Annotated in this window: 19 protein-coding genes; all 19 read left to right on the top strand. The window is 46.4% G+C overall.

The window, feature by feature from the left end; genetic code table 11:
• The first annotated feature begins 337 nt into the window (after nucleotides 1–337).
• The 19 genes from panB to MKY35_RS14815 all read left to right on the top strand — a co-directional run bounded on the left by panB (nucleotide 338) and on the right by MKY35_RS14815 (nucleotide 19,757).
• Nucleotides 338–1,246, top strand: a complete 909-nt coding sequence (gene panB / locus MKY35_RS14905) for a 3-methyl-2-oxobutanoate hydroxymethyltransferase (RefSeq protein ID WP_165146943.1) — start codon at nucleotides 338–340, stop codon at nucleotides 1,244–1,246.
• Entirely contained in the window at nucleotides 1,243–2,181 is a 939-nt protein-coding gene (panC, locus tag MKY35_RS14900) for a pantoate--beta-alanine ligase (protein ID WP_342444129.1), read from the top strand. Before panB ends, panC begins: the two co-directional genes overlap by 4 nt.
• On the top strand, nucleotides 2,174–2,557 hold the full coding sequence (gene panD / locus MKY35_RS14895; protein WP_013371641.1) for an aspartate 1-decarboxylase: 384 nt from the start codon (nucleotides 2,174–2,176) through the stop codon (nucleotides 2,555–2,557). The genes panC and panD overlap by 8 nt, the downstream gene beginning before the upstream one ends.
• Before the next feature lie 82 nt (nucleotides 2,558–2,639).
• Entirely contained in the window at nucleotides 2,640–3,272 is a 633-nt protein-coding gene (locus MKY35_RS14890) for a tetratricopeptide repeat protein (protein WP_342444128.1), read from the top strand.
• A gap of 157 nt (nucleotides 3,273–3,429) precedes the next feature.
• A complete protein-coding gene (gene dinG, locus MKY35_RS14885; protein ID WP_342444127.1) occupies nucleotides 3,430–6,297 on the top strand; it encodes an ATP-dependent DNA helicase DinG in 2,868 nt (955 codons plus the stop codon).
• A gap of 43 nt (nucleotides 6,298–6,340) precedes the next feature.
• Nucleotides 6,341–6,994 (top strand): redox-sensing transcriptional repressor Rex, encoded by a 654-nt coding sequence (locus MKY35_RS14880; RefSeq protein WP_209947380.1) that lies wholly within the window; start codon nucleotides 6,341–6,343, stop codon nucleotides 6,992–6,994.
• Nucleotides 6,981–8,282 (top strand): amidohydrolase, encoded by a 1,302-nt coding sequence (locus tag MKY35_RS14875; protein ID WP_342444126.1) that lies wholly within the window; start codon nucleotides 6,981–6,983, stop codon nucleotides 8,280–8,282. The genes MKY35_RS14880 and MKY35_RS14875 overlap by 14 nt, the downstream gene beginning before the upstream one ends.
• 37 nt (nucleotides 8,283–8,319) lie before the next feature.
• The gene (locus MKY35_RS14870) at nucleotides 8,320–8,844 is read left to right on the top strand and encodes a DUF5590 domain-containing protein (protein WP_342444125.1); all 525 of its coding nucleotides are present in this window, start codon (nucleotides 8,320–8,322) and stop codon (nucleotides 8,842–8,844) included.
• 446 nt (nucleotides 8,845–9,290) lie between these two features.
• A complete protein-coding gene (locus MKY35_RS14865) occupies nucleotides 9,291–9,824 on the top strand; it encodes a hypothetical protein (RefSeq protein ID WP_342444124.1) in 534 nt (177 codons plus the stop codon).
• Complete coding sequence (locus MKY35_RS14860) at nucleotides 9,817–11,319, top strand: AAA family ATPase (RefSeq protein WP_029517373.1); 1,503 nt, start codon at nucleotides 9,817–9,819, stop codon at nucleotides 11,317–11,319. Before MKY35_RS14865 ends, MKY35_RS14860 begins: the two co-directional genes overlap by 8 nt.
• Before the next feature lie 136 nt (nucleotides 11,320–11,455).
• Complete coding sequence (locus MKY35_RS14855) at nucleotides 11,456–12,328, top strand: 3-hydroxyacyl-CoA dehydrogenase NAD-binding domain-containing protein (RefSeq protein ID WP_069289809.1); 873 nt, start codon at nucleotides 11,456–11,458, stop codon at nucleotides 12,326–12,328.
• Nucleotides 12,325–13,521 carry an acetate kinase gene (locus MKY35_RS14850; RefSeq protein WP_013310675.1) on the top strand — a complete coding sequence of 399 codons (1,197 nt, stop codon included), beginning with the start codon at nucleotides 12,325–12,327 and terminating at the stop codon, nucleotides 13,519–13,521. The genes MKY35_RS14855 and MKY35_RS14850 overlap by 4 nt, the downstream gene beginning before the upstream one ends.
• 132 nt (nucleotides 13,522–13,653) lie before the next feature.
• On the top strand, nucleotides 13,654–14,949 hold the full coding sequence (gene asnS, locus MKY35_RS14845) for an asparagine--tRNA ligase (protein ID WP_013310674.1): 1,296 nt from the start codon (nucleotides 13,654–13,656) through the stop codon (nucleotides 14,947–14,949).
• Nucleotides 14,950–14,952: 3 nt separating this feature from the next.
• A complete protein-coding gene (locus tag MKY35_RS14840; RefSeq protein ID WP_342444123.1) occupies nucleotides 14,953–15,681 on the top strand; it encodes a DnaD domain-containing protein in 729 nt (242 codons plus the stop codon).
• A 22-nt stretch (nucleotides 15,682–15,703) separates the two neighbouring features.
• Nucleotides 15,704–16,369, top strand: coding sequence for an RNA polymerase sigma factor (locus MKY35_RS14835; protein WP_029517378.1), 666 nt, complete (start codon nucleotides 15,704–15,706; stop codon nucleotides 16,367–16,369).
• Nucleotides 16,366–16,836 carry a hypothetical protein gene (locus tag MKY35_RS14830; RefSeq protein WP_342444122.1) on the top strand — a complete coding sequence of 157 codons (471 nt, stop codon included), beginning with the start codon at nucleotides 16,366–16,368 and terminating at the stop codon, nucleotides 16,834–16,836. Before MKY35_RS14835 ends, MKY35_RS14830 begins: the two co-directional genes overlap by 4 nt.
• A 94-nt stretch (nucleotides 16,837–16,930) precedes the next feature.
• A complete protein-coding gene (locus tag MKY35_RS14825; protein WP_342444121.1) occupies nucleotides 16,931–18,196 on the top strand; it encodes a multi-tm2 domain protein in 1,266 nt (421 codons plus the stop codon).
• A gap of 1 nt (nucleotide 18,197) precedes the next feature.
• The gene (locus tag MKY35_RS14820) at nucleotides 18,198–18,980 is read left to right on the top strand and encodes a hypothetical protein (RefSeq protein ID WP_069011514.1); all 783 of its coding nucleotides are present in this window, start codon (nucleotides 18,198–18,200) and stop codon (nucleotides 18,978–18,980) included.
• 165 nt (nucleotides 18,981–19,145) lie between these two features.
• Nucleotides 19,146–19,757 (top strand): flavin reductase family protein, encoded by a 612-nt coding sequence (locus MKY35_RS14815; RefSeq protein WP_029517382.1) that lies wholly within the window; start codon nucleotides 19,146–19,148, stop codon nucleotides 19,755–19,757.
• Nucleotides 19,758–20,147: the final 390 nt, after the last annotated feature.

Below are 20,147 nucleotides of genomic sequence, written 5' to 3'. Positions count from 1 at the left end.
TAGCTGAGTATACGACCACAATCTTTCTGTTTCCTGTGTGAAACTTCACGTGAAAAAGCTGATGTTTTTTGTTATACTGTGCAGGAGGCGGCATCGGACGGTCCGAGCTGCACTCCAAGGGCACATTGCTCTACTTTAGCAAGTTTGTAAGACCATCATAACTTCATTTGAAGGTTACGTTGGATTCTGCTCTGAGCCGAACAGGACCGAGACAGAAGGGACGATCTCAAAATGAGTGTCTTTTTTGGCTGTTCGGACCTTTTGATGACGCAGATGTACAGGCGTTCATAAAAGGTTATTTTTTGTGCCAAAAAAAGATGGAAGGGAGCCATTCGCGATGGCAGGAAAACAAGCGCTGAATATTGTAAAAATGAAAAAAATGAAGCAGGAGGGCATTCCGCTCAGTATGCTGACCGCCTATGATTATCCATCGGCTAAGATAGCCGAGGAGGCGGGAATTGACATCATTCTCGTGGGGGACTCGCTGGGTAACGTAGTTCTTGGTTACGATTCGACCATCCCTGTGACCTTGGATGATATGGTGTACCATTCCCGGACAGTTGCAAGAGGCGCTGAGCATACATTTATCGTAGCGGACATGCCTTTTATGACATATCACGGCAGCATATCCGAAAGTCTTCAAGGCATCCGCCGTCTGATGCAAGAAGGACATGCGCATGCTGTTAAATTGGAGGGCGGAGCTGAAATTACCGATGTCGTAAAAGCGACTGTTCAGGCAGGTGTACCTGTGCTGGGACATATCGGGCTTACTCCGCAATCAGTTAATCAAATTGGTGGCTATCGCATTCAAGGTAAGGACGAAGCAGACGCACGCCGGTTGATGGCAGATGCCAAGGCATTAGAGCAGGCGGGTGCCTTTGGTATTGTCTTGGAATTGGTGACTGAGGAAGTGGCAACGGCGATTTCTAAAGAACTTTCCATTCCAACCATTGGAATCGGTGCAGGACGTGGATGTGACGGTCAAGTACTTGTTTATCACGATCTGATTCAGTACGCATCTCCTTATTTCAGCAAACGCTTTGTTAAAACCTATGCCGATGTAGGCGGCTTGATCCGTAGCAGCATTGAGCAGTATGTGAGTGATGTGAAAGGGCGGGCATTCCCGGCCGCAGAGCATGTATTCAGCGCGGATGACCGTGTTGTGGAGTCCCTGGAGTCCTTGTACGGACAGGCAAAAGGACAAGCGCAGAAACAAGCTAAGGAAAAGGTGGAATCTCAGTCATGATCATCGTAAGAGAAGTGGCTCAACTACGCAAGGTTATTGCCGAACGTCGGCAACTTGGAGCCAATGGAGCAAAAACGGTACACGATTCTGCCTCTTTACTGCAACATAAAGTCGGCTTTGTACCAACGATGGGATACCTGCATGAAGGACATGCGAGCTTGATGCACAAGGCGCGTGAAATGGCAGATACGGTGGTGCTAAGCATTTTCGTAAATCCGATTCAATTTGGACCAAATGAAGATCTAGATAGCTATCCGCGCGATGAAGCTCGTGATTTGGAGGTAGCGCGGCGCGAAGGCGTGGATATTGTATTTTTGCCAACTGTAGCAGAAATGTATCCACAACCAACCCAAACCAAAATTCGTGTATCCGCTTTGACAGATCGCTTGTGCGGTGCTTCCCGTCCCGGCCATTTTGATGGTGTGACTACGGTGGTAGCCAAGCTTTTTAACATGATAGGTCCTGATTTGGCCTTTTTTGGGATGAAGGACGCGCAGCAGGTTGCTGTGCTCCAGCAGATGGTGACTGATCTCAATATGAACGTGACTATCGTACCTTGTCCCATCGTCAGAGAGGCGGATGGTTTGGCCCTCAGCTCCCGTAACGTGTATTTAAGTGTAGAACAGCGCGAGCAGGCATTGGTGCTGTCCCAGTCACTGCGTAAGGTGCAAGAAGTGAGCGAAGATATTGTAACAAACACAATTACCATTCGTCAGTTACATCAAATGGTGGAGTCCACCATTACTTCCTCTCCTTTAGCAGACATTGATTACATTGAAATTTTAACTTTTCCCGGTCTGGAGCCCCTTCTTCCCGAGCAGCGGCTATGTGATGTTCAGGAAGACGTCATCGTAGCGCTGGCTGTGAAATTTGGCAGTACCCGACTGATTGACAATATAAGAATACAGAAGGCGGAGGTGCTTTCCCATGTTTAGAACCATGATGAAATCCAAAATTCACCGCGCTACGGTTACGGAAGCTAACCTGAACTATGTGGGGAGTATCACTATAGATGAAGATCTCATGGAGACATCGGATCTGTTGGAGAATGAAAAGGTTCAAATTGTAAACAATAACAATGGAGCTCGACTGGAAACCTATGTTATCCCCGGACCGCGTGGGAGCGGTGTGATCTGTCTCAACGGTGCGGCAGCTCGTTTGGTGCAGCCTGGTGATACAGTCATTATTATTTCCTATGCTTCCATGTCAAATGAAGAGGCCAAAACATACAAACCAACAGTGGTATTTGTTGATGAACATAATAAACCAGCCCAAACGATGAACAAAGAAGTACATGCGACGATCATGTAATGAATGGGAGTGCGGATGAAACCCGTCTTTTAAGCGAAAAATGTGAGTGTATTAATCCATCTTTCATAAGGGCGGGATGCACATGTTCCAGCATGTATTCGCAGAAATGAACAGCATGTTAGATGATATCGTGAAGCATTACCCATCAGCCCAGGGCTCCCGCAGGCAGGAGCTGCTACAGCACTGGAGTCTGCTGCGGAGAATGAGTGACGGAATTATGGATGAGTGGCTGGCCTTTGAGGAAAAAATGGTTTGCCTGCGTGCGGCCGGCTTTTCCGCGGAGACCGATATGTCTGACACGGAGCTGCCTGAAAAAGAGCTGCCGGCTTTTAGTCGGGGGCAAGGGTATTATCGATTACTTATGTACCCTGAGGCGATCCAACAATTTGAGCAGGTACTACAGCATTTTCCGGACAGTTGGCAGAGTCGCATGTATATGGGAATGGCCTATTTTCAACTAGATGATCCAGCAGAGGCTGTATACCATTTTCAGAAGGTGCTGGACCTGACTGAGCAGGCGGGACTAAAAGCGGTCATCTATAATGCGCTAGGCTGTCTGTTAGCAAAGCAGGCTGACGTAGAGGAGGCGCAAAAATGTTTTGCTCTCGCACATCAGTTCGATCCTGCGTTACCCGAGCCGCTGCACAATATGGAAGCCTGTTTGTCCGGTATCGAAAAGCTTCGATACGACAGCTCCATAATGACCTGGATGTAGTTGTCAGACACCGAGTAAGACGATGCATGCCCACCTCCTGAGGCGGCGTATGCATCGTCTTTTTTGGCTGTCTTAATTTCCAAACACGCGATCTTCTGCTATGCTAATATACGGAGTTATTATTTTTGTAAGTGTCATAGGAAAGGATTAAGCCCGAATGAAATTTGCGGTATTGGATTTTGAAACGACAGGCACCCAGTCCGCGGATGACATCATTCAAGTCGGACTTGCAATTATAGATCATGATAACAGCATTTCCCGTGTTTACGGCTCTTATGTAAACCCTGGCAGATCTATTCCACCTTTTATCACTGGATTGACCGGAATTACAGACGATGACGTGAAGGATGCACCTGCACTTGAAGAAATGATGATGGAGCTTGTGCCTATGCTGGACGATGTTGTACTGGTCGGTCATAATGTGGCGTTTGATTTTAATTTTTTGCAAAACGCTCTGGATCGGTGCGGATACTTGCCATTTAGCGGAAGAATCTTGGATACAATGGATTTTCTGAAAATTATGTTTCCATCGCTATCTTCGTATCAGTTGGGTTTTGTGTCTTCTGAGTTCGGGCTGGCACATGATCGCCCTCACCAAGCAGACAGCGACGCATTGGCTACGGCCGAGGTGTTTTTAAAGTGTCTGGGTGAGCTTCAAGCATTACCTCTGATAACGATACAGCGGCTTAGTGATTTGTTTGCAGAGGAAGACAGTGACCTTGGATGGTTTCTTGATGGGGTGCGTGAAGAGAAAGAGCTTGATCCTATTCAGGATTTGGAGGGACATCAGTTTTTTCGTCAGCTTGCGCTAAAAGTGGAAGATTGGACGGAGCTAGCTGCTCCGCGTAGAGAAGATGACCCGAATCCACTGTCAGGTGTTACCTTTGAGGAGTACATGGATGATGTGCGGGACAATTTGCGTTCATCCTTGAGTCAATATGAGGAGCGCGAGGCGCAGATACAGATGATTGAGGGTGTGAATCAGGCACTGAGTGAAGACAAGCATCTGCTGATTGAAGCAGGTACAGGAACAGGGAAGTCTCTGGGTTATTTGCTCCCATCGCTGTATCACAGTGTGAAAAAGGGACAGCGCGTTATGGTGAGTACACATACGATCAACCTGCAGGAACAATTACGCGAGCGCGACATTCCGATGCTGACCAAGGTGATTCCGTTTCCGTTCCGGGCAGCTATTTTCAAGGGTCGGGGACATTATTTGTGTCTGCGTAAGTTTGAACATAAAATAAACAGAAGAGACTTCGCTACACCGAAGGAAGATTTAATTACAGCGGCTCAGATGATCGTCTGGTTGACGTTAACAGAAACCGGTGATGATGAAGAACTGAATCTGAGCAACCGTGGAGGGGATTTCTGGGAAACAGTGGCGAGTGATTCAGAGTCCTGTCTTGGTCGTTCTTGCCCATGGTTCCGCAAATGTTATTATCATCGTGCACGCCATGAAGCAGGAATAGCGGATGTTGTTATTACGAATCATTCTAAGTTGTTCACAGACGTCAAAGCCAGTCATCAGTTGTTGCCGAGCTATGAACATCTGGTGATAGATGAAGCCCATCACCTGGAGGAAGTAGCTGGTAAACACCTAGGTATGCATATGAAATATTTCACACTCGTGCATACACTGACGCGACTGTTCAAAGACAGCAAGAATGGACAACTGCCCTCACTTCGTCAACAGTTGGCGAAATCGGGGCACGAGAAGTCGGCAGATTGGGCCTCAACCATCGATCAGCTGTATCCGCTCGTGTTAGAGGTGAAGGAAACTTGGGACCTGCTAAGCGACAAGCTGTTTGGCATGTTGCCGGAGCGAAGTGATGCGACACCGGGTGAAACAGGACAGTTTTCTTCCCGTCTCAAACCTTCGGCCAAGCCTGCAAAGTGGGATCAGGCGGGAGCTTTGGAAAATCAGCTATATGTAACGATGAGCGAAATTTTGCGCAAGGGCGACAAGCTGATGCTGGACGTCAAGGAAGAACATGACGATTATGCGGCGGATAGCCTTATTACAGATATCACGGGTCTGCTCAAGGATTTGGCGGGGATTCGAGAAAATTTGCGCTTTTTTATCCGACTCGATGATGAAACAACCGTATACTGGCTCGAGGCGAGCGGACAATTCCGTAGTAAATCATTGCAATTTTATGCGGTGCCCGTCGATGTGAGCCGCCAGTTGAAAGAAATGTTTTTTGACAAAAAAAGAAGCATTATTCTGACGTCTGCTACCTTATCGGTAGATAAGTCGTTTCAGTACATGATCGATCAGCTCGGCTTACAGGAGGCCGCAGATCAAGAGCGGCTGATGACTTCGCAGCTCCCGTCACCCTTTAATTACAGGGATCAGGTGTTGCTGGTTATTCCACGGGATTTCCCAAGTGTGAAGGGCAGTGTAGGAGATGCGCATTTTGTAGATATGCTCGTTAGCTCTGTAGGAGCGACTGCTCAGGCGACACGTGGGAGAATGCTCGTTCTGTTTACGTCCTATCGGATGCTCCGGCAAGTGTATGAGCCGCTCAAAGAGGCCTTAGCATCCAGCGAAATTACTGTGCTGGGACAAGGCGTGGACAGTGGAAGTCGCAGCAAGCTAACCCGCCGTTTTCAGGAAGCGAAAGCTTCTGTATTGCTGGGGACCAGCAGCTTCTGGGAAGGCGTCGATATTCCGGGGAAGGCTCTGACTTGTCTAGCCATTGTTCGCTTGCCGTTTCAACCGCCGAATCACCCGCTGCTGGAGGCAAAAAGCGAACTGCTCCAGCAGCAGAAGAAGAATCCATTTATGAAACTGTCTGTACCGCAAGCGGTCATTCGCTTCAAACAGGGATTTGGTCGGTTGGTACGTACAGCGAACGACCACGGGGTCGTTATCGTTTATGATACGCGTGTGATTGAATCCTATTACGGAAAGCACTTTTTGTACTCGTTACCGGGACCAAAAATGGAGCATATGCCATCGGAGCAAATGGTGCCCCGCATCGCCGAATGGCTCCAATCCGCCCCGGAGACCGAGGCATAACGGACGGACATAAGTATGTTCGTTACAATTAGGGGGAGCAAGTATGAAATCAGATAAAATTTCAGAGGCTGTCGTACGGAGGTTACCCGTATATTTACGTTATCTGAATGCACTGCACAAACGGGAGGTGGCTACGGTCTCTTCTCAAGAGCTGGGACAGAGGCTAGATTTGAACCCGGCCCAAATCCGTAAAGATCTTGCTTATTTTGGAGATTTTGGTCGGAAGGGTATCGGTTATGATGTTTCTTATCTCATTGAGAAAATACGCCATATCCTGAAAATCGACCAACAAATTAATGTAGTATTGGTCGGAGCGGGTAATCTGGGGCAAGCCCTTTCGAATTATAACGCTTATTTAAAAGACAATATGAAGATTGTAGCGGTATTTGATGCGTTTCCGGATAAGGTAGGAACCAAGATCAATACATTGGTCGTGCAACCGATGGATGAACTGGAAGCGACTGTGAAAGAAAAACACATTCGAATCGGGATTATTACCGTACCTGATTTTGAAGCACAGCACGTGGCTGACAGGCTTATTGAGAGCGGAATTGGAGCGATCCTGAACTTTGCACCGACTACTCTCAAGGCACCAGCCAACATTCGGATTCATGCCACAGACTTTACAACTGATTTGCTTAGCCTCGCTTATTATTTGGAGGACGGAAAGGAAGAAACACAATATGACAGTGAATAAATGGATGATTAAAAACGGATCTTTTGCCGTAAATGGATCAGAAGCTGGGGTAATCCATGGTTTTATGATTGTGGAGGATAGTCGTATTACTTATATTGGTGAGACCTTGCCTGCGGGTGAGGAAGAGACGGAAGCGATCGATGGTAAGGGTCTATTGTTTTTACCTGGTCTGATTAATACTCATGGTCATGCGGCGATGTCTCTACTGCGTGGGCATGGAGATGATTTGGCACTTCAAGTATGGCTTCAGGAAAAAATGTGGCCTATGGAAGCCAAGTTTACATCTACAGACGTGTACTGGGGTACGTCCTTGTCTGTGCTGGAAATGCTGAAAGGTGGAACAACAACCTTCCTCGATATGTACGATCATATGGATGAGGTGGCTCGTGTGGCTGAAGAGTCAGGTATTCGTGCAAGTCTGATGCGTGGAGCAATTGGACTATGTTCGGAGGAAGAACAGCGAATCAAGCTGGCAGAGGCCGTGACTTTTGCACGTAACTGGCACGGTAAAGCAGACGGGCGTATTACTACGATGATGTCTCCGCACGCGCCATATACATGTCCACCTGCGTTTATTGAAAAATTCGTACAAGCTGCGCATGATCTGGACTTGCCACTGCATACGCACATGTCCGAGACGATCGCCGAAGTGGAGCAAAACGTTCGCGACTACGGTTTGCGCCCGGTTGCACACTTGGATAAGCTTGGCTTTTTCTCCCGTCCTTCGCTTGTTGCCCATGGCGTTCATTTGAACGACGAAGAAATAGCTTTACTGGCAGAACGTGGTGTAGCGGTTTCGCACAATCCTGGCAGCAACTTGAAGCTGGCAAGTGGTGTGGCAAGAGTGCCTGAATTGCTGCGTGCAGGGGTTACGGTTTCTCTCGGAACGGATGGTCCTGCCAGCAATAATAACCTGGATATGTTCGAGGAAATGCGTCTGGCAGCACTTATTCACAAGGGTGTATCCGGTGACCCTACGGCAGTTCCTGCAAGTGAAGCGTTGCGTCTGGCAACAGAATACGGTGCAAAGTCGATTGGTTTAAAAGAAGTAGGAGCGTTGGCAGCAGGCAACAAGGCTGACTTTATCGCGCTGGATCTGAATCAGGCACATTTCTTGCCGCGTACAGATCTTATTTCCCATGCGGTATACTCTGCAAGCGCCAAGGACGTGGCTCATGTGTGGGTAGACGGTCGTCAGGTTGTGAAAAACGGCGAATGCCTGACTATGGACGAGGAACGTATCAAACATGAGGCACAAGCCGCCTTTGAAGGGCTGCTGTCGCGCTAATTCAGGTGTCACATCCCCTTAGAGAGGAAGCACGGGTTTGAAAAATAAGAAAAAATGGATAGCGGTCGCCATTTTGGCCGTGATACTGATCCTGGTCAGCATTTTCTGGTATTATTCCTATGTTACTCAAGACCAGGTGGCTGAGAAAAATGCCGCTATCATTAAGGCCAAGCAATCAGGTGGCCTGGTTAGCACGACTCAAACATGGAAGTCTGTATGGGATCAGGTTTATTGGGTGGTTCAAGGGAAAAATGCACAGAATGAAAATATAATGGTATGGGTTCCTTTTCAAAAAGTGGAGGGACAACCTAACGTACCTGCCGCAGATAATAGCGGTGTTCATACCGAGCTGCTGAAGAACGGAGTCGACGAGCAAAAAATGACGTCGCTAATTCAGCAGCAGCTTCCAGGTGTAAAAATTGTAAGCCTCCAGCCGAGTGTGTTCAATGGCGAATATGTGTGGCAGCTGTTTTACGATGATGGAAGCCATCATTACTATGCCTTTTACCGTTTTTTAGATGGGGGAGCGACGGGGGTAAAGTATACTTTGCCCAATAACTGAGCTGGTTGAGGATCAGCAGATGTGGAATGAATGACTAGTAAATGATTAAAAGCTCAAGAAAAAGACGTAAATGCGATGAAATTCGTATTTACGTCTTTTAGTCTTGCTATGCCGTAAAGATGAGCTGAATGCCAGCGAAGCATCTTTACCTACCCAACTTCTCTCCTAAGGCAAATTCATCTTTATGGCGGGCAACAGCGATCGTAAGATCAAATCCTACACGCAGCGTCCCACCTCCACCATAACCAAAGATTTTGCCTCATCACAACTCCTCCACACATTGCCTTCGATTTTAGATATACGTTATGATATACTATATTTTATAAGTGATAGACAAAAATGATAGAAAAAAGAATTGCTGATCACTGTAAGATCATGCAATTTGGTTGTTTGTTGACATTCGTCCCGTTTCTTCTGAGTTTTACATTTTGAGAGGAGGATGTTGTTTGAAATTGCGTGCAGTTCCTATCGTTGTGGCGGCAGTTTTGGCAGCTTTGCTGCTATTTGGAGGATGGTTCATTTACCGTCAGGTTACAATGCAAAGTCCTCTGGAAAAACTGGTTTCTCAATATCCAGGCGTGACAAGCGCTCAAATAGATATTAAACAGGATCAGGTTGTATTGAAACTAGATCTCAAACCGCAGGCGGATGTGGCCGGATTGGTCGATGTAGTTAAGCAAAAAGGACAATCCATCATTGGCAGCCGCACCATTAAGCTCGATATTGCAGACCGTTCCAATTCAGCACTGAATCAATGGTGGTCTGAGGCTATGTTTCCTGTAGCCGAAGCGATGGAAAATAGAAAGTATACTCAAATTTCATCTACAGTTGAGCATATGAAAAAGAAAAAGACGAGTATCAAAGCTGATACCGACATGGATTCGAACAATGTCTATATCCGACTCAGCGAAGGGAAAGCGACCAAGTTTATCGTTTTGCCACGTCAATCTCAGCAGATGGGGGTATGGCCTAATGCCTAGATGGATCAAGGAAATATTAATCGGCATTGTGCCGGTAACCATTATATTTCTCGTTTTTATTGGGGTAAATATTATCCCTCTTCTAGTTGCTGGTGTGATGTTCAGCGGCTTGTTAATGCTCATGCATGCTCGTGGGGGCTTGGCCGTAGGTGCTGGGCAAGAACGTAAACGTAAAAAAAATGGTCCGGACAAGCTGACTTTTGAGGAAATCGGTGGGCAAGAAAGCGCTAAGCAGGAGCTGCGTGAGGCCTTGGATTTTTTGAATCGACATGATGAAATCTCCAAGTTTGGTATCCGTCCCTTAAAAGGCGTTTTGCTCACAGGTCCTCCGGGAACAGGAAAAACACTGATGGCTAAGGCAGCGGCACACTATACTAATTCTGTTTTTGTTGCAGCCTCAGGTAGTGAATTTGTTGAAATGTACGTTGGTGTTGGAGCAGGTCGTGTGCGTGAGTTGTTCCGGGAGGCACGTACTCGTGCAGCCAAGGAAAAGAAGGAAAATGCAATTATTTTTATTGACGAAATCGACGTTATTGGTGGTAAACGTGAGGGTGGACAGCAACGAGAATATGATCAGACTTTGAATCAGTTGCTGACAGAAATGGATGGTATTTATTCGGTAGATACACCGCGGATTTTGATCATTGCGGCAACAAACCGTAAAGAAATGCTGGACAGCGCCTTAACGCGTCCAGGGCGTTTTGACCGTCATATTCAAGTGGATTTGCCTGATAAGAAGGGCCGTCTTCATATTCTTAAAATTCATGCCAAAAACAAACCGATTCAGGAAGATGCGAATCTGGATAAAATTGCTGAGGAATCTTACGGGTTTTCTGGCGCACAGCTGGAGAGCGTAATGAATGAAGCGGCAATCTATGCGATGAGACAGGATCAGAAAATGATTGCGCAGAAACATCTGTCGATGGCAATTGACAAAGTGATGATGGGTGAAAAGACAGATCGAGAATCGACCCTGGAAGAGAAAAAACGTGTAGCGATTCATGAACTAGGACATGCTATTATGGCCGAAATTGTTCGTCCTGGTAGCGTAAGCCAGGTAGCACTTAGCCCACGTGGGAAAGCGCTTGGATATGTGCGCCACAATCCACAGCAAGAGCATTATTTATACACCAAGCAGTATCTGGAGGAGCAGATTATGATCTCGCTCGCAGGGGCTACGGCAGAAGAAATGTACTATGGCGGTCGAAGTACCGGCTCTAGTAATGATTTTGAGCAGGCGCTGAACATCGTCCATACGATGATGACTTCCGGTTTGACTTCACTTGGCATTATTAACATGGAAATGGTAACGAAAGAAGAACTCATGCGGGAAAATGGCGAGATTATGGCTGACCTGCATACCCGAACTTTGGAACTGCTGGAAAAGCATCGTCCTGTGTTCGACAACTCACTTGACATCCTGATGAAGGAAGAAACTTTGTCTGGAGACCAATTTAGATGTCAATTTAGTGAAAATGCTTTATTACCAGCATAATTTTTTATGCTGGTTATTTTTTTTTACTTTTAGTCCGTGCTAAGATATTATTATCTATTGGGACATAAACATGTATTTTTCGACAAAGAAGGATACAATATATGAGAGTGACCAGGAAAGGGTGGAGTTAAGAATCATGCAATTTAAAAAAATCGGCGTCATCGGCGGCGGCACCATGGGACAGGGGATTTCTGAAATGCTCGCGTCCAAAGGAATCGATGTGCTGCTGGTAGAGCAGACACCAGAGAAACTAGACTACGCCTACAATATGATTGAAACGAGTCTGGACAAACAACTGGAAAAATGGGCAATTACTCAAGCTGAGAAAAAATTGATCTTATCCCGTATTCAAAAAGTAATTCATTTGGCGGAGCTCGGCAGCTGCGATATGGTCATTGAGACTATTACAGAGAATCTGGACGAGAAGAAAGCAGTGTTCCAAGAGCTAGATTATGTGTGTCCAAGCAATATTATTCTTGCAAGTAATACATCCACGCTGAGCCTGACCGAGCTTGCTAGCTCGACCAAGTATCCTGAGCGTGTTATTGGTATGCACTTTATTTATCCAGTATCCCGTATTGATCTTGTAGAAATTATTCGTGGTTTGAAAACTTCGGATGATACCTTTGAACACACTAAGATGTTCGTGGAAGAAATAGTGGAGAAAAAAGGAGTCATGATTTATGAATCTCCTGGATTCGTAACAAGCCGGATTATCTGTCTGCTGATTAACGAAGCGGCCCATGTACTTCAAGAGGGCGTGGCTTCCGCTGAAGATATTGATGACGCTATGCGAATCGGCTATAGCTTCCAAAGCGGTCCTTTGGAAATGGCTGACCGCTTTGGTCTGGATTCCGTTTTGGCTGCTCTGGAGCGTATGTTCCGTGAATTCGGCGAATTGAAATATCGTCCGTCCATCGTTCTGAAGAAAATGGTGCGTGCAGGTAATCTGGGCGTGAAATCGGGCGAAGGCTTCTTTAAGTACGACAAGGATGGTGACCGGATATGAAAATTCTCGTAATCAATGCAGGGAGTTCTTCCCTGAAATACCAATTGTATGATATGACGGACGAGTCCGTTCTGGCAAAAGGATTGGTAGAGCGCATCGGTATGGATTCCTCCATTCTGACGCATAAGCCAACCAATAAAGAAGAATACACCGAAGTTAGCGAAATTTTGGAACATACTACAGCCATCCGTAAAGTGCTGAACGCACTCACAGATGCTGAACATGGTGTAATCTCCAGTACTAGCGAAATTCAGGCTGTGGGCCACCGTGTGGTTCATGGAGGCGAAATCTTCAAACAGTCAGCAGTTGTAACGCCTGAAGCGAAGAGTGAAATCCGCCGCTTGTTTGACCTGGCGCCACTGCATAACCCTGCTTCCATGATGGGGATTAAAGCGGCTGAATTGAATATGCCAGATGTACCGCAGGTTGTAGTATTCGATACCTCGTTCCATCAAACCATGCCTGAAAAAGCTTATATGTACGCCATTCCAAGAGTGTTGTACAATAAGTACAAGGTTCGTCGTTACGGTGCCCACGGTACTTCCCATGACTTTGTGAGTAAGGAAGCAGCCAAATTCCTTGGTCGTCCTTTGGAAGACCTGAAGATTATTACTTGTCATATCGGTAATGGTGGTAGTGTAACAGCAGTTCAAGGCGGTTTGTCTGTTGATACTTCCATGGGGATGACTCCACTGGAAGGCCTTATGATGGGTACTCGTAGTGGTGATTTGGACCCAGCAATTGTACCTTATGTCATGAACAAAGAAGAATTGACTGTCAATGAAGTCAATTCCATGCTGAACAAGCATAGTGGACTTTTAGCTATCTCCGGTATCAGCAGTGACATGCGTGAAATCACAGAAGGTATGGAAAAAGGCGAAGCTAATTCTACATTGGCATTTGAAATGTATGAATACCGTCTGCGCAAATACATTGGATCGTATGCTGCCGCAATGAACGGGGTAGACGTAATTGCATTTACAGCAGGTGTAGGCGAGAACTCCATCGTTCTGCGTAAGAGAGTGTTGGAGCAATTGACATTCCTCGGTATCGAGCTGGATGAATCGTTGAATGCTATTCGTTCTGGCGAGCCTCGCCGAATTACAACTGCAAATTCAAAGGTAGAAGTACTGATCATTCCAACGAACGAAGAACTGGTTATTGCCCGCGACACGTTCCGTCTGGTTCAGTAGTTCGGTTCGAAATTGTAAATTTTATGCATGTGGACTATTGTTTGAGTTCCACATACACCAAACAGCGAGAGCAAACAGCCTGACCCAGGGGGAAGGGCTGTTTGATTTTCGGTTAAGAGGAGAGAGACGGTCATGACGAATAAAAGTACGATTGCCCAAGTGGGTCGCCATGTAGGGGAAACGGTTACAATCGGCGCTTGGGTAAACAATAAACGATCTAGTGGTAAAATTCAGTTCCTGCAACTGCGCGATGGTAGCGGGTATATTCAAGGGGTTATCGTGAAAAGCGAAGTGTCCGAGGATATTTGGAATGACGCCAAATCCTTGACTCAAGAGAGCTCCCTTTACGTTACTGGAGTGGTGCGTGAAGAACCGCGTAGCCAATCGGGCTTTGAATTAACGGTTACAGGCATTGAGATTATTCATTTGACCGAAAACTACCCGATTACACCCAAAGAGCACGGTGTAGATTTCCTGATGGATCATCGTCACTTGTGGTTGCGTTCCGCCAAGCAACGTGCTGTTCTGATCGTACGGGCGGAAATTATCCGTGCTGTACAGGAATTCTTTAACGGCAACGGCTTTACGAAGGTGGACCCACCCATCTTGACTCCTTCCTCTGCAGAAGGCACAACAGAGTTGTTCCACATTAAATATTTTGATGAAGATGCGTATTTGACACAAAGCGGACAGTTGTATATGGAAGCCGCAGCAATGGCGCTGGGCAAAGTGTATTCCTTTGGTCCAACCTTCCGTGCAGAAAAATCCAAAACACGTCGTCACCTGATTGAGTTCTGGATGATCGAACCTGAGATGGCTTTTGTGGATCATGAAGAATCCTTGCGCGTACAGGAGCAGTTTGTAAGTCATATCGTGCAATCTGTTCTGAAAAATTGTGCGAAGGAGCTTGAAACTATCGGACGCGATGTTTCGAAGCTGGAGCAAATTCAAGGCGAATTCCCACGTATTACGTATGATGAGGCGATTGCCTTCCTTCAAGGTGAAGGATTTGATATCCCATGGGGGGAAGACTTTGGTGCTCCTCATGAAACGGCGATTGCCGAAAGATATAACAAGCCTGTGTTCATTACACATTGGCCGACACACATTAAGGCATTCTATATGAAACCAGACCCGACCCGTCCAGAGGTTGTTCTGTGTGCCGATATGATCGCTCCTGAAGGCTATGGCGAAATTATCGGGGGTTCCCAACGGATTGATGATCCAGCATTGATGGAAGAACGTTTTAACGAGCATAACTTGGCTCGTGAAGCCTACCAATGGTATATGGATCTGCGCACCTATGGTACCGTTCCGCATTCTGGTTTTGGACTGGGCCTGGAGCGTACAGTAGCATGGATTTGTGGACTCGATCATGTACGTGAAACGATTCCGTTCCCACGTATGCTGTATCGTTTGTATCCGTAACCGATGACCGGATCATTCGACAAGACATCAGCGGCAGAATGGGCGGAGGGAGTAGCCTTTGCTATGGAAGCCGGAATGGTCCAGATTCCCTACGCCCTGCTCAAGCATTATCGAACACTTCGACTGGCAGATGGCGAAATGCTGCTACTGATGCAGTTGCTTGCCTTCAAACAAGCGGAACGTAATGAATTTCCGACATGGGAACAATTGCAGGCCCGTATCGGATGCACTGCGAACGAAATCGCACTCTATTTTAGTAAGCTCATGAAAGAAGGATTTTTGAGAATCGATTCTGTAGAAGACCGCAGCTCGTCCGTACAATTCGAACGTTACAATTTGACGGGGCTGTATCGTAAGTTGGCAGAATGTATGATTGCCGAGCGTAACGAGCAGCACGATGAAGATGACATTTTGTTTGCCGGAAAGCTGGATTTACTGAATGGAATATCAGAATCCCCACTTACAGAAGAACGGAATTTGTTCACGATTTTTGAGAAAGAATTCGGGCGACCATTATCACCGATGGAATACGAGACGATCACCAGCTGGGTGGATCAGGATCGGTATCCCGAGGAGTTGATTTTGCTGGCTTTGAAAGAAGCGGTATTTGCAGGGAAGGTACATTTCCGGTATATAGACCGTATTTTGCTGGAGTGGAGCCGAAACCGTGTCCGTAATGCACAGGATGCCAAAGAATACACCCAGCGATTCCGTGGTGGCGGACGCAATTAATGTATCGGTCTAAATAGCTTTAATGATAGAGGACACACCATTCCGTCAGGAGGGTGTGTCCTTTTTAAATTATTTTTTCGAAATATGCAGGGGAAGGAAATTTCCTGGCGTCTATAGTATTGGGAAGGGGGAGAGCGTCATTGATATAGAGAGAATCATTGAACGAATACGGTCTGGTGACCGGCAGGCGTTCCGTGAGATCGTAGAGCTGTACAGCAAGCATGTATTTCATATCGCCTATTCGGTGCTGCATGACAGCAAGGAAGCAGAAGATGCCGCGCAGGAGGCATTCGTTCAGGTGTACAAGTCTCTCCCCCAGTACCGGAACGAAGGTTTTAAAACGTGGCTGAGCCGAATTGCGCTCCACAAAGCGCTGGATATTAAGCGCAAACAGGACAGACGCCCCGCAGAGCTAATAGACGTCGCACAATCCCTTGTACAGCTCCCTTCCCGGGATGAGGATGTGCTGGCTCGTCTCATCCGCGAGGAGCAAATTAAAGAACTATCGCAAAAAATCGCTCAGTTGCCCCAGCAACATCGGGATATTATTCAAGCCTACTATATGCAGGGCAAAACCTACGACCAAATTGCAGAAGAGACGCAGGTAGCTTTAAAAACGGTAGAGTCGAGACTCTACCGGGCGCGACTATGGATTCGAAACCACTGGAAGGAGGAGGAATGGCAATGACTGACCAACAGGATAAACCGTGGATTGAAGGGAAATCGAATGACTGGCATGCTTACATTGCAGGAACTTGCACGATAGAGGAATCTGCCCGGCTGGAAAGGCTCCTGCTGGAAGACGAACAGGCGCTGATGTTATATCTTGTCGCTCTGGAGCAACTGGAGTCAACTATGAAAGATTATTCTGCCTGGATGGATACGGATCGCTTCACAGATCAGGTAATGGCCGTTCTTCCCGAGCTAGAAGCTGAACCGAGTCAAGTTATGTTCAAAAAACGCCGCTGGTTTGAAAAATCTGCGTTTCACTATGTTGTCGCCGCAAGTCTAACGTTGATCTTGTTGTCCAGTGGAGCCTTTGACAAAATGATGCCGCAAACAGACGGAAAGCCGATTCCTCCAAAAGAACGCGTCTCTTACAGTGAAGAAGTCATGCAAGCTACCACGACCTGGCTCGATAAATTAAAGCCCTAAATCTTCGGATAAAGGGTGAGACGAAAAACTCAAAAACAACAACCTTCAGATGGGAACTTCATTAAAATTCCATAAATAGAAAGGAAGTGTAGCGATGCCTTATACGGAAAGAAGCAAGCTCTTGGCATTTCTATTGAACATCATTCCGGGTGTAGGACACTATTACTGGACCAGAAAAGCCAATGCGTTTGTATACACCATTTTGTTTTTCGGATGTCTGGCAGGAGGAATATTTTTTTCAGTGATAGCAAGTGACGGAGCGCCTTTTGTGGTGAGTTTGTTTATTGCTGCCCTTTTATGGGGGCTGAGTATGCTGCATATCATCATTAGCTTGTTGCGTTATGATCCTCGTGCAGCCCCTGTTCCATATCCCCCTCATGCAGGACCCAACCCATATGGTTTTTACTCGCAAAGCGGACCTTATGGACAGGCTGGTTTAACAGGAGAGGTACCGGAGGAGGCAACACACTCAGATACGGATGCGCCGGGAGCAGGAATGGGATATGGTCCGGGCTATAACTATTATCAACAAGGACACTATGGTATGGCAGGATCACCAGCTTTTCAAAAGGGATCGGACAATGAACGCTTTTTTACGATTTTGCTGTCGTTCATTCCTGGATTGGGACACCTTCATTTGGGGCTGATGCAGCGTGGTTTGTCTTTTCTGCTATCTTTCTTTGGCTTTGGAGCGATCCTCGTTTTTATTACCAGCGTTACAAACGAATCCGGATTTTTGGCGTTTGCGGGCGTGTTACCGATCATTTGGCTGTATTGCATGTTTGATGCGGTGCAGCATGTACATCGCAAACAAGCGGGAGAAATGCTTCAGGACCGTACTTTGTTTGAGGAACTGGAATATGGAAGAGTCGAGGGACGGCGGAGTAAAATGCTGGCTACCATTTTATCGGTATTTCCCGGTGCCGGACATATGTATATCGGTTTGCAAAAGCGTGGACTCCAGCTCATGCTTCTGTTTTTAGGAGGCATCTATGTACTGGACGTGCTGCATCTTTCACTCTTTTTGTTCCTGATTCCGGTGGTCTGGTTTTATAGCTTTTTTGATGCGTTGCAGCAAGTAAGCCGTTATGGACGGGAGCCGCTGATCGACAAGCCTGTGATCGGTATGTTTGCACAATATCACCGCTGGGTAGGCTTGGGGTTGCTATTGCTAGGAGCCTATTACATCTTAATCAACGTATTAGTTCCTACTTTGGATCGTCTGTTTCCGAATGGAGAGATTTATAATTTGGTTGACATGTATCTACGAACGATTATCGTATCCTTATTGTTGATCGGCGGTGGTATTTGGATGATGATCGGGAATTCCAAATCTAAACGAGTAAAGGAGAAGCAATAGAATGGATACTGAATTTTCAAAGAGTGAGGCTCCCTTTAAGGGAGCCCATCATCCTCAGAGCGATGGAGGAGGCTCCACAGGTATATTGGGTACATCATCTAACAAAAATAATTCCTCTAAAGCGTCAAACGCTCCGGCAGGGGTGTGGAAAGTCGGAAGGCTGTCCATGGGACTTTTCCTCGTCCTGCTGGGGAGCATAACGTTTGCCTCCAAGTTTTGGGGAGCGGGCATACTGGACCAGGCTTTGACCTGGTGGCCTGTCGTTTTTGTTTTGCTGGGTTTGGAAATTTTAATGTATACTGCTTGGAAGGGGACGCGTGAGCGTATTCGTTATGATGTATTCAGTATGTTTATTACGGCGGTATTGGTTTTTTGCTGTATCGGATTTGCCTTGGTCAGTTCATTGGGGATCACTCCGCAAGTCAGAGAAATAATGAGTTCGGTTCAGGAAACAAGGGTTCTCCCAGACTGGCATGAAAAACTGCCTGCCGAAGTGAACAAAGTGATTGTACAGGGAGAAGATCCTTATGCGGTCAAAATTGACGCAACCAGCTCACCGGAAGTGCATGTGTTCGGAAGTTATGTATACACAGGCAAAGAGGACGAAATAAAGGGTCAAGATTTATATCAGACCAAGCAAATCGGCGATACCTTGTATGTATTACTGGGTCAAATTCCGACACGGTTCATGCAGACTCAGCAGCAGCTTGATGTTACGATTGCTGTACCTGAGGGAATTACGGTTACTGTGCGCGATAGCCGAGGAAATATAATTGAAAAATAGGGAGATTTTCCGGCTCCAACTTTACATTTTGTATCATTCACGCGATACTTGAAAAGGAAGCCTGAGATGTCATCCATGTCGCTAACTAATGGTGCATTTGCTTGTCAGGCGAAACTTGATGGTGTGCAGTCGAATAGCGATTGTGATCGGAAATGAGGGAGAAAAATGATTTCGTTGAATCCTGATACGCTTACAGGGCGTGAAAATTATAAGCTGTTGACCGGAAGTATTATCCCAAGGCCGGTAGCCTTTGTAACGACTTTGAGCAGCGAAGGGGTGCTGAATGGTGCGCCGTTCAGTTATTTTTCCATCGTTGCCTCCGAGCCGCCACTGCTGTCTGTATCCGTACAACGTGTCGATGGAGTATCCAAAGATACAGCACGTAATGCGATGGAGCATAAAGCTTTTGTCGTACATATCACAGACGAGGACAATGTGGGAGCGGTGAATGTGACGGCTTCCCGTTTGTCGCCGCAGGAGAGTGAGGTTACACTGGCAGGGCTTACCCCGATAAAAAGTACAAAAATCGCAGTTCCCGGTGTGACAGAAGCGAAAATACGCATGGAATGTATTCTGGAACAGGTGATACCGCTAGGAGGCAAGGAGGACACACCTGCTTGTGATCTGTTAATCGGACGCGTAGTACAGTATCATTTATCCGAGGAAGCGTACCAAAATACGTATGTGATTGCTAAGGAGTTGCGTCCAGTAAGTCGGTTGGCTGGGAACAATTATGCGAAGCTAGGAGAGCAATTCACGCTGGAGCGTCCCCAATAGGGGGCGCTTTTTTTACAGCACGCCTAAAATTACATCGGAAGGATTCTTATTCATCACATTTCCTTTATGAAGGCTATGTTTAATCTGAATGTTGATATTATTGTGGTGTTTCGAGAGCCAACTGTTTAAAATGAGTCCCTATTTTGTTGGAGTTCCCTGATGAAAAAACATTTGCCATTGACCATCGTTTAGTTTCCAAATGGAACTTCTTAATGACCTATTTCCATCGTCAATCGATTTAGTACAGTATGTTGAATGTACAAAATCTGACGACAACAACTTTATTTTAAAGTTGGTAATTATAAATGGTATGTAGTTCAAAGGAGCTCTATCATTTAAAAAAATTAATTGCAATGATTTGTCGTATTTTTTACCCGAAGAGCCCTATCA

This window comes from Paenibacillus sp. FSL L8-0638, from assembly GCF_038593075.1.
In the GTDB taxonomy this organism is placed as follows: domain Bacteria; phylum Bacillota; class Bacilli; order Paenibacillales; family Paenibacillaceae; genus Paenibacillus; species Paenibacillus polymyxa_D.
This window is presented reverse-complemented; position numbering and strand designations above follow the sequence as displayed.

Bases quoted from the DNA above. Each gene is read 5' to 3' on its own strand.
- MKY35_RS14840 (WP_342444123.1), top strand. From the start codon at position 14,953: ATGACCGGATCATTCGACAAGACATCAGCGGCAGAATGGGCGGAGGGA.
- MKY35_RS14880 (WP_209947380.1), top strand. From the start codon at position 6,341: ATGAAATCAGATAAAATTTCAGAGGCTGTCGTACGGAGGTTACCCGTA.
- MKY35_RS14830 (WP_342444122.1), top strand. From the start codon at position 16,366: ATGACTGACCAACAGGATAAACCGTGGATTGAAGGGAAATCGAATGAC.
- MKY35_RS14875 (WP_342444126.1), top strand. From the start codon at position 6,981: ATGACAGTGAATAAATGGATGATTAAAAACGGATCTTTTGCCGTAAAT.
- asnS (WP_013310674.1), top strand. From the start codon at position 13,654: ATGACGAATAAAAGTACGATTGCCCAAGTGGGTCGCCATGTAGGGGAA.
- MKY35_RS14825 (WP_342444121.1), top strand. From the start codon at position 16,931: ATGCCTTATACGGAAAGAAGCAAGCTCTTGGCATTTCTATTGAACATC.
- MKY35_RS14890 (WP_342444128.1), top strand. From the start codon at position 2,640: ATGTTCCAGCATGTATTCGCAGAAATGAACAGCATGTTAGATGATATC.
- panD (WP_013371641.1), top strand. From the start codon at position 2,174: ATGTTTAGAACCATGATGAAATCCAAAATTCACCGCGCTACGGTTACG.
- MKY35_RS14815 (WP_029517382.1), top strand. From the start codon at position 19,146: ATGATTTCGTTGAATCCTGATACGCTTACAGGGCGTGAAAATTATAAG.
- panB (WP_165146943.1), top strand. From the start codon at position 338: ATGGCAGGAAAACAAGCGCTGAATATTGTAAAAATGAAAAAAATGAAG.
- dinG (WP_342444127.1), top strand. From the start codon at position 3,430: ATGAAATTTGCGGTATTGGATTTTGAAACGACAGGCACCCAGTCCGCG.
- MKY35_RS14860 (WP_029517373.1), top strand. From the start codon at position 9,817: ATGCCTAGATGGATCAAGGAAATATTAATCGGCATTGTGCCGGTAACC.
- MKY35_RS14820 (WP_069011514.1), top strand. From the start codon at position 18,198: ATGGATACTGAATTTTCAAAGAGTGAGGCTCCCTTTAAGGGAGCCCAT.
- MKY35_RS14850 (WP_013310675.1), top strand. From the start codon at position 12,325: ATGAAAATTCTCGTAATCAATGCAGGGAGTTCTTCCCTGAAATACCAA.
- MKY35_RS14855 (WP_069289809.1), top strand. From the start codon at position 11,456: ATGCAATTTAAAAAAATCGGCGTCATCGGCGGCGGCACCATGGGACAG.
- panC (WP_342444129.1), top strand. From the start codon at position 1,243: ATGATCATCGTAAGAGAAGTGGCTCAACTACGCAAGGTTATTGCCGAA.
- MKY35_RS14835 (WP_029517378.1), top strand. From the start codon at position 15,704: ATGATAGAGGACACACCATTCCGTCAGGAGGGTGTGTCCTTTTTAAAT.